This is a genomic window from Arthrobacter sp. (genome assembly GCF_031988865.1).
GTDB lineage: Bacteria > Actinomycetota > Actinomycetes > Actinomycetales > Micrococcaceae > Arthrobacter_B.
On the sequence record NZ_DALZXY010000017.1, the window covers coordinates 36,647 to 44,449 of the forward strand.

General features: G+C 64.2%; 10 protein-coding genes. 3 read left to right on the forward strand and 7 right to left on the reverse strand.

Translation table 11 applies throughout. From position 1 onward, the window contains the following. Positions 1–9 precede the first annotated feature (9 nt). Together RTN46_RS05220 and RTN46_RS05225 are read right to left on the reverse strand one after the other, a co-directional pair. Positions 10–855, reverse strand: a complete 846-nt coding sequence (locus RTN46_RS05220; protein ID WP_312179575.1) for a class II glutamine amidotransferase — start codon at positions 853–855, stop codon at positions 10–12. 202 nt (positions 856–1,057) lie between these two features. After that, positions 1,058–1,300, reverse strand: a complete 243-nt coding sequence (locus RTN46_RS05225; RefSeq protein ID WP_312179577.1) for a hypothetical protein — start codon at positions 1,298–1,300, stop codon at positions 1,058–1,060. A gap of 187 nt (positions 1,301–1,487) precedes the next feature. Here RTN46_RS05225 and RTN46_RS05230 point away from each other — a divergent pair, with 187 nt between their 5' ends. Next, positions 1,488–2,039 carry an SRPBCC family protein gene (locus RTN46_RS05230; protein ID WP_312179578.1) on the forward strand — a complete coding sequence of 184 codons (552 nt, stop codon included), beginning with the start codon at positions 1,488–1,490 and terminating at the stop codon, positions 2,037–2,039. On the opposite strand, the gene RTN46_RS05235 is transcribed toward RTN46_RS05230, so the two are convergent. The 3 genes from RTN46_RS05235 to RTN46_RS05245 are packed head-to-tail and all read right to left on the reverse strand — an operon-like array spanning position 2,023 to position 5,290. After that, positions 2,023–2,643: an NAD(P)-binding domain-containing protein gene (locus tag RTN46_RS05235; RefSeq protein ID WP_312179580.1), complete on the reverse strand. Its 621-nt coding sequence runs from the start codon at positions 2,641–2,643 to the stop codon at positions 2,023–2,025. The genes RTN46_RS05230 and RTN46_RS05235 overlap by 17 nt on opposite strands. Beyond that, positions 2,640–3,860 (reverse strand): FAD-dependent monooxygenase, encoded by a 1,221-nt coding sequence (locus RTN46_RS05240; protein ID WP_312179581.1) that lies wholly within the window; start codon positions 3,858–3,860, stop codon positions 2,640–2,642. The genes RTN46_RS05235 and RTN46_RS05240 overlap by 4 nt, the downstream gene beginning before the upstream one ends. Positions 3,861–3,910: 50 nt before the next feature. Next, positions 3,911–5,290: an MFS transporter gene (locus RTN46_RS05245; protein ID WP_312179583.1), complete on the reverse strand. Its 1,380-nt coding sequence runs from the start codon at positions 5,288–5,290 to the stop codon at positions 3,911–3,913. Between the two features lie 156 nt (positions 5,291–5,446). Here RTN46_RS05245 and RTN46_RS05250 point away from each other — a divergent pair, with 156 nt between their 5' ends. Further along, complete coding sequence (locus RTN46_RS05250) at positions 5,447–6,367, forward strand: LysR family transcriptional regulator (protein ID WP_312179584.1); 921 nt, start codon at positions 5,447–5,449, stop codon at positions 6,365–6,367. A 100-nt stretch (positions 6,368–6,467) separates the two neighbouring features. Here RTN46_RS05250 and RTN46_RS05255 read toward each other — a convergent pair whose 3' ends face one another. Next, positions 6,468–6,923, reverse strand: coding sequence for a GNAT family N-acetyltransferase (locus RTN46_RS05255; protein ID WP_312179585.1), 456 nt, complete (start codon positions 6,921–6,923; stop codon positions 6,468–6,470). Positions 6,924–7,019: 96 nt separating this feature from the next. On the opposite strand from RTN46_RS05255, the gene RTN46_RS05260 reads away from it, so the two are divergent. Beyond that, entirely contained in the window at positions 7,020–7,583 is a 564-nt protein-coding gene (locus RTN46_RS05260; RefSeq protein WP_312179586.1) for a GNAT family N-acetyltransferase, read from the forward strand. A gap of 14 nt (positions 7,584–7,597) precedes the next feature. On the opposite strand, the gene RTN46_RS05265 is transcribed toward RTN46_RS05260, so the two are convergent. Continuing rightward, positions 7,598–7,803, reverse strand: a 206-nt coding sequence (locus tag RTN46_RS05265) for a GrpB family protein (RefSeq protein ID WP_312179587.1), incomplete at its 5' end; no start/stop codon positions are given.

Genomic DNA, 7,803 nt, shown 5'->3' on the forward strand with positions numbered 1-7,803 from the left:
AGTGCCGGGTCAGACGGCCGTGGCGATCGGCGCCGAGGGCGCAAACGGGTACAGCTCCTGCTCGCCTCCGTGGACGACGACGCAGGTGGCTTCCGGCACTTCCTGCCACGCGCCGTGGAGATCCCCAAGCGGTTCGGAGACCACCAGTCGGGTGTCGTCGGACAGGTTGCTGAGCACCGGGTGGTCCGGGTACTGGGCTTGGAGGGTATCAATGTCGCTGCTGACGAAGAGGGATCGCGAGTTGCCCTCGCTGGAGTAGCGGAAGGCCCAGGTCGTATCGCCGTCGGTGGTGGCGACCGTCATCTGGATGGGGTGCTCGACGCCGTGCTCCCGCCCGGCGTCCTCGATGAATGCCACTGCCTCCGCGACCGCCGCGCGGGGATCGTGCTCCAGCCCGAAGGTCAGCGCGAGGTAGAAGAACATCTCGGAGTCCGTTGATCCTTCGATCTCCGGATAGAGGCTGGGCTCGACCGCCATGGCCAGGTCACGCTTCACCTTCGAGAAGTCCGCGAGCACCCCGTTGTGCATCCAGAGCCACTTGCCGTGGCGGAACGGGTGGCAGTTCGTTTGCTGGATGGCCGTGCCGGTGGTGGCGCGGATGTGTGCGAAGATGCGGCGCGCTGAGGCCTGCGCTGCGAGTTCGCGCAGGTTGCGGTCGTGCCAGGCAGGCTCAGTGCTGTGGAAGAGCCCGGGAATCGGCTGGGTGCCGTACCAGCCGACGCCGAACCCGTCCCCGTTAGTGGTCTCGGCTCCCAGCCGCGAGTGTTTGCTTTGCATAACGAGGGAGTTGGTGGGTTTGTAAAGCAGGTCATCCAAGCGGACGGGGGAACCGGAATACGCTAGCCAACGACACATTGTCGTCTCCTTCGGATCGGGCCGGATTTCTAGACCGGCGGTCCGAGGGGGTGGGCTTCACGATCGTCACATCGCTCGGGCCGTAACGATAGTGGAGCACAGAACGAGGGGAAGCTCCATAGCAGCTGGCTAATAGGTGGATCTGAATCCCGCAAAGCCTTGATACCGCTGCCGGCTTCACCCATACTCAGGGCCAAGCAACTCACTCATGGGAGCTGGGGTCGTTCAGCGCGCCGGACCCACTGGCGCTCAACGCGCTTTCGCGTGCCGTCCTTCGTTCATCAGCTAGGGCAATACCGTCACGGACCGCCCCTCTAATAACCAGGTAGAGAACGTAGAAGAAGACGGTGGTAAAAACGACCGACAGGACGACGAAGTTTAGCCAGCCAGCATCCATGACTTTCCCCCAAGGTTGTTCGCAGTTTAAACGGAGCTGCTTGATCATAACGCCGAGTGAACAAGGCACCGGCCGGTTCTCCATTGCCCGCGCCGGGCAGCGGTGCGATATTGGCCCCATGCGATGGACACGGCGCCTGGCGGGCGCGATAGCGGCCGGGGCAGCCTCAGTAGGGGCGGTGCTGGCTATGCGCCGCGCTTCGCTGCGGTGGGGTGCAACAGACGATGAACTCGGCATGACTCTGGCGGGCGACGATCTGCTGCCGGCGCCCGACCTCGCCGCGACCCGAGCGATCTCCATCGCCGCGCCGCCATCGGCGGTGTGGCCCTGGCTCGCGCAGCTCGGCCAGAACCGCGGCGGCTTCTACACCTATGACTGGCTCGAGAACCTCCTCGGCATCGGCATCCACAGCGCCGACACCATCAGGCCGGAGTTACAGCTCCGCTCCATTGGCGACGACGTCAATCTCGCACCAGGCGTGGCACTGTCGGTTGCCCACCTCGACGACGAGCGTGCTCTCGTGGTCCGCGGCGGCGTCGGCGTCGGCCCCGATGGTACGGGTGCCGGCGCCCCCTACGACTTCACCTGGTCCTTCGTCCTGCTGCCCCAGCCGGACGGGTCGACACGGCTCGTGGTGCGCGAGCGGTACGCCTATCTCACCCGCTGGGCCGGGGCGCTGGTGGAGCCAGTCGAGATGGTCAGCTGGGTCATGACCGAGCGGATGCTTCGGGGCATCCGGGATCGTGCGGAGCATTCACCGCCGCCCCTGCTTACTGCAGCAGGGTGAATCCTGATTCGTTCCGGGTCTTGCCAAGTGCCGCCAGCACGATCTGGAGGAAACCCATCGCTTCGAGTTCCCTCGCGCGGGACAGGGGGCCGACGTCGACCGCCCGCATCCCTGACGCCTCGATGAGGTCCGCAACGGCGATTTTCGCTTCGGCGTAGTCGCCGGCGAACAGGACGGTCGTCGTCGTGGTGCCGTTCGTGCCGGTGGTGAGCGTGTCACCGAGGTTCACGTTGAACGCTTTCACGACGGCGGCGCCCTCGGGGAGTTCCTTGGCGAGCTCGGCGGCGGTGGAGGAGTCAGCCGGTGACTTCAATTCGTCGTAGGTGGTGAAGTCGATGGGGTTGCTGATGTCGATGACGACCTTACCGCGCAGCCGCTCCCGGTAGTGCTCGAGGATGCTCGGATAGGCGTTGTACGGTACCGCGAGCACCACGAGCTCGCCGGTGAGTTCCTCGCCGATGCTGCTGTAGGTGACACCCGGACGCTCCCCGGAGGAGCTCGACGTACTGCGCCGGATGATCTGGATATCCGCTCCGGCCCGCGCTGCGACTTCGGCGATCGCCGCGCTCATCTTGCCGCTGCCGATAATGCTGATGGTTCTCATGCGAACTGGACCTTCCTGAATCGTGTGAGCGCCTTCTCGGCGACTTTCTGCGCGTCGTAGTCGAACACCGCGCTTCGGCGGAAATCCCGCCCGACGCGCAGGTCGGCGTCGCGCTTCCTGAGGTCCGCGAATTCATACTGCGCATCGAACATGGCTCCGGCCCGCCGGGAACCGTGCTGAAGGATCGCAGTGCGCTGCATCCGAACGGAGGTGTATCGCCGGAACGCTTCGGGGATATCGGCGGTGGTTTCTGCGGCGTTCAGGAAGATGGCCAGCGCCATGCTGTCCTCGATCGCCTGGTTCACCCCCTGCCCCTGGTGCGGCAGCATCGTGTGCGCTGCGTCGCCGAGGAGTGTGATCGGCCCGCGGGACCAGTTGGTGAGGGGTTCGTGGTCAAAGAGGCCCCACCAAAAAGTCTTCTCAATGGCCGCGATGAAGCGTTGCAGCCTCGGGTCCCAGTCCTCGCCGGCAAATTCGGCGGCGAGCTCGCTCACCTCCGCCGGCCCGGACCAGGGCCCGTTGAGCGGCCGGTCGCTCGGCACACCGGCCACGAAATTAAAGAGCTTGCGGTTCTGCAGCGGATAGCACATGAAGTGCCGCTGATTGCCCATCCATACCTGGCTGATCATGCGCCAGTCGTCGGGGAGCAGGGAGGCGTCAACGACGCCGCGGTAGACGATGTAGCCGGAGTAAACGGGCTCCGGATACTGCAGCACGGATTTGCGCACGACCGAGTGGATACCGTCCGCCCCGACGACGGCGTCAAAATCCTCGTGCCCGCCGTTCTCCAATTCGATGCGGACGCCGGCGTCCAGGGCCTGGACCGACGCGATGCGCTGGTTGAGGCGAATTGTTTCGGGGTCGACTTCCTGTGCCAGGACATTGATGAGGTCCGGGCGGTACATGCCGATGTTTCGGTACTGCTTCCCCGAGTCCTCCCAGGCTGCGTCGGTGACCAGGTTGCCCATGGCATCCTGGTAAACGCCGTGCCCGTCCGGGACCGCCCCGGCGCGTTTGACCTGCTCCAGCACACCGAGCCGATCCAGCACGCGCTGGGCATTCGGTGCCACCGTGACCCCTGCACCCACTTCGCCCAGCTTGCTGGCCTGCTCGAACACCGTGACCTGGACGCCGGCGATCCGGGTCAGGGCGATGGCAGCGGTGAGCCCGCCCATCCCTCCGCCGACGACCGCGATTCTGGTGGTGGAACTAACCATTATTTCTCCCTATCTGTACTGCATCTGTACTGCGCAAAACATGTGGTTCCCTATCGTTTTTCGGCGAACTCCTTGGCGGCCGCGCGCGGGCTGAACATCGTGGCGCCGCTTGCCTGCTCGGCCTCGTGCTCGGACCCGAGCGGGATGCCGGAGCGGTCCCGCAGGCACAGGGTCGCGATGCCTCCGAGGAGGGAAGCGGTGAGGAGATATCCGGAGACTGCCGCCGTCGTGCCCGTGGCCTCGAGCAGCATCTGCGCGATCATGGGTGCAAAAGCCCCACCGAGGACCGCTCCGATGGCGTAGGTGATGGAGACGCCCGAGAAGCGGATCGACGCCGGGAAGATCTCGGAGTACCACGCGGCCAGCGGGCCGTAAGTGAGGCCAAGGCTGGTCGAGATGAGGACGAGCCCGGTGTAGAGCCCGGGCAGTCCGGCGTGGTCCACGAGCCAGAACACGGGGAAGACGACGGCGGCCTGAAGCGCGAAGCCGATGAGGAACGTGTTTCGCCGGCCGATCACATCGGAGAGGCAACCGGCTAGGAGGGTCGAGAAGAACCACACCACCGCTCCGGTTGAGGCCGCCAGGAGCACCGCTGTGGTGTCGAGGCTCTGCACGTTGATCGCGTACCTGTTGAGGAACCCGCCCGTGGTCATATAGCCCAGGGTGCCGTTGCCCGCGAACACGAGCGCGGCGAGGATCACGAGGTACCAGTGCCGCCGGAACAGCGTCACGATCGGAACCTGCTTCTGTTCGCCGCGCTTGGCGAGGTCGGTGAACACCGGGCTCTCCTCGACCGAACGGCGGATCACGAAGCCCACAACAATGAGCACGATGCTCACGAGGAACGGCACCCGCCAGCCCCATGCGAGGTAGGCATCGCCCGGGGAGATGACGCCGGTCATCAGGGCCGTCATGCCCGAGGCGAGGAGGAAGCCGAGGGGGACGCCGAGCTGCGGCCAGGAGCCGGCGCGGCCGCGGCGGTTCGCGGGAGCGTGCTCCACGGCCATGAGCACCGCACCGCCCCACTCGCCGCCGGCGGAGAGACCTTGCAGGATGCGGAGGAGGAGCAGGAGGATCGGCGCGGCGATGCCGATCTGGGCGTAGGTGGGCAGCAAGCCGATGAGCGTCGTCGCGACCCCCATGAGCACAAGCGTGAGGACGAGCATCGCGCGCCGGCCGATCCGATCACCGAAGTGCCCGGCGAGGAAGGCGCCGAGGGGGCGGAAGAGGAAGGAGATGCCGACCGTGGCGAAGGAGAGCAGCACGCCGATCTCCTCGCCGGCGGGCTGGAAGAAGAGCTGCGCGAACACGAGCCCTGCGGTCGTCGCATAGATAAAGAAGTCGTACCACTCGATGGTGGTGCCGACGATTGTCGCAAAGGCGATTCGCCGCTGGGAGGCGGGCCTTCGGATGGTTGCAGAGGAGGTCATTCTCGTCCCTAACGTCTTTGTCGCCCTCCCAAATGAGAGGGGCTCGGGAAGCTGTTCCTCCAATGTTGTGGTGCTTATCTCTGCGTGTAAATCACAGTAATGTGAGGATGTAGTTCGGTTGAGCCGAAGAAGATTGATTCGTAGAAGAGGACGGCCATGACGGATGTGAGCCTGAGGCAGCTTGAGTTGTTCGCCGCCCTGCCGAATTTCGCCACCCTCAGCGCGGCTGCGGCCCATCTGCACATCTCGGAGTCCGCGCTGTCGCAGGCGGTCACATCCCTCGAGAATGCGGTGGGGGAGCAATTGTGCGTGCGCCGCAAGGCGCGGGGCCTCACGCTGACTCCGGCCGGCCAGCAGTTTGCGAAGCAGGCACGCAGGATCATCTCCGACACGCAGGAGCTCGTCCTGGGCGCCCGCCGCACAGAGGAGCTGCGGGGTCCGGTGAAGCTCGGCTGCTATTCGAGTTTCGCCATCAACGTGGTTCCCGAGCTTCTCGAAGGCTTCCCCAAGAGGCATCCCGGAGTGCAGATGGAGATCATGGTGGGCACCAACGAAGAACTGCTTACCGCGCTCCAGGCGGGAAATCTCGACGTCGCCCTGGTCTACAACGTGTCCCTGCCCCTCGGATACCGCCGCCGGAAGATCTACGCGACGGAACTGGAGGTCCACCTGCATCCGAGCCATCCGCTCGCGTCGGCCAGCACCGTGAGCCTCGCGGATCTCGCCAGCGAACCCTACATCCAATATGAGGCGACCCCCGGCACCGTCAACGTCACCGATGCCTTCACCGCGCTCGGCCTTGTTCCCAGGATCGAAACCCGGGTCAGCCAGACCAACCTCGTCGAGGCTTTGGTGGGCCGCGGCGTGGGCTATGGCCTGCTGATGTCACGGCCCAACAGGCTCCCGATGAGCACCGAGGGCCGGCCGGTGGTTCGGCGGCGTCTCGACCCACCCGTCACGGTCTCGCATGTTGTCGGCATCTGGCCTGAGGACATGCTCCTCACGCCGCGCGCCTCGGCTCTTCTGGATTTCGCGGTGGAGAAACTCGGCGATTACGGCCGGGCTGATCCGGCGTGAATCCAGCGGGGCAACGGCGGTGCGGCGGGACGACGGCGGGGACGACGCGGCGGCGTCTGCCACTCCCCCCGGCCCGCCGACCGTCTCAATAAGGGTTCGTTTATGGGGACGCTTCGAAAAGGACTAATTCTGATCGCCCGTTGTCGGCCGTCACCCCACGAATGGCCGTGAATCGACCGACGGGCTGGAAACCCAAAGCCTGGTGCATTCCGATGGACGCCTCGTTATGTTCGTTCGCGAAGTAGTAAACGCTCGAGGACTGAGTCCAGATCCAGTCCATCCGGGACCGGGTGAGGGCAGAACCGATGCCCCGCCGTCGAAACTCCGGAGTGACGACAAGGCCTCCCAGATAGTGGCCAGCAGGGATTTCGCCGTCGGGTTCGCCGTAGAAGTGGGTTTTGGCCACACCGACGATCTCACCTTGTATGGCCGCTGCCAATACGACCCGGCCGTTGATCGGGGTGATCATTTCAGGTGTCCAGCGTTCGCGGTTGCTGGCATCACAGATCCAGTCCACCTGCCTCTGGTCATCCAGGGTCGCTTCGCGGATGTGCATGCCCTGAGCTTAGTGAGAAGGGCTGAACGGCGCTTTCAAGGGTGAACCTCCTCGCCTGGCACGCCGCTGAGGAAACAGGAGATAGTCTGAGCCACTATGAGCGAGATCGACCGAGACGTTGATTACGTCCGGTTCGAGCATGTTGCCCCGGACGAATTTTGGGCTGAGATCGCGAGTCTCTTCGTCTTGAGCTTCGCAGCCCCTCCTTACAACGAATCACCAGACGAACTACAGAGCATTGATCAATGGGGCCCCGACAAACTTGCCAGTCCTGGTGGACGACTTGTCGTGGCGAGCCACGATGGACACGTGATCGGCTTTGCGTTATCTCAGAGACTTGACCAGGACAGCTCCTGGCTACGACGGCTAGACGCAATGCAGCCAACGCTGGACGCGGTAATCTCGCCGTCGAGAACCGTTATTGTCCAGGAACTCGCTGTCGACGAAAACTATCGAGGCCGTGGGATAGCCAAGCAGTGTGTCCGTGAACTCCTCTCGAGCCGAACCGAACAGGATGCCGTCCTGGGTGTTTTCGGCCAAGCATCCCAGGTCCGAGAGATTTATAGACATTGGGGTTTTTCGGAGCTTGGTACCTCTCCCATTTACGGTGGGACCGTGACCCTGCATGCCTTGCATCACAAACTGCCCTGGATGGCCTAGTCATGCGTTGAAGATCAGGGGCGCATGTTCAGCTCGAAGATCCTCTGCCTTTCGTTCGCAGTTAGGTCTGATAGAGCCAACACCTCCTGCAAGATGGCGGACTTACCAGCAACGTAGAGATCGATGGTCATGTTCGGTCGGCTCGCCAGCTGCTGCTTCACGGCGCCGTAGCGATCCCGCAGGTCAGGATGTGCTCGCAGCGCATCCCGGACGGCGAGAT

Excerpts from the sequence above, each read along its gene's own strand:
- RTN46_RS05230 (WP_312179578.1), top strand. The coding sequence starts at position 1,488 with ATGACTCTGGCGGGCGACGATCTGCTGCCGGCGCCCGACCTCGCCGCG.
- RTN46_RS05260 (WP_312179586.1), top strand. The coding sequence starts at position 7,020 with ATGAGCGAGATCGACCGAGACGTTGATTACGTCCGGTTCGAGCATGTT.
- RTN46_RS05235 (WP_312179580.1), bottom strand. The coding sequence starts at position 2,643 with ATGAGAACCATCAGCATTATCGGCAGCGGCAAGATGAGCGCGGCGATC.
- RTN46_RS05225 (WP_312179577.1), bottom strand. The coding sequence starts at position 1,300 with ATGATCAAGCAGCTCCGTTTAAACTGCGAACAACCTTGGGGGAAAGTC.
- RTN46_RS05255 (WP_312179585.1), bottom strand. The coding sequence starts at position 6,923 with ATGCACATCCGCGAAGCGACCCTGGATGACCAGAGGCAGGTGGACTGG.
- RTN46_RS05240 (WP_312179581.1), bottom strand. The coding sequence starts at position 3,860 with ATGGTTAGTTCCACCACCAGAATCGCGGTCGTCGGCGGAGGGATGGGC.
- RTN46_RS05250 (WP_312179584.1), top strand. The coding sequence starts at position 5,447 with ATGACGGATGTGAGCCTGAGGCAGCTTGAGTTGTTCGCCGCCCTGCCG.
- RTN46_RS05220 (WP_312179575.1), bottom strand. The coding sequence starts at position 855 with ATGTGTCGTTGGCTAGCGTATTCCGGTTCCCCCGTCCGCTTGGATGAC.
- RTN46_RS05245 (WP_312179583.1), bottom strand. The coding sequence starts at position 5,290 with ATGACCTCCTCTGCAACCATCCGAAGGCCCGCCTCCCAGCGGCGAATC.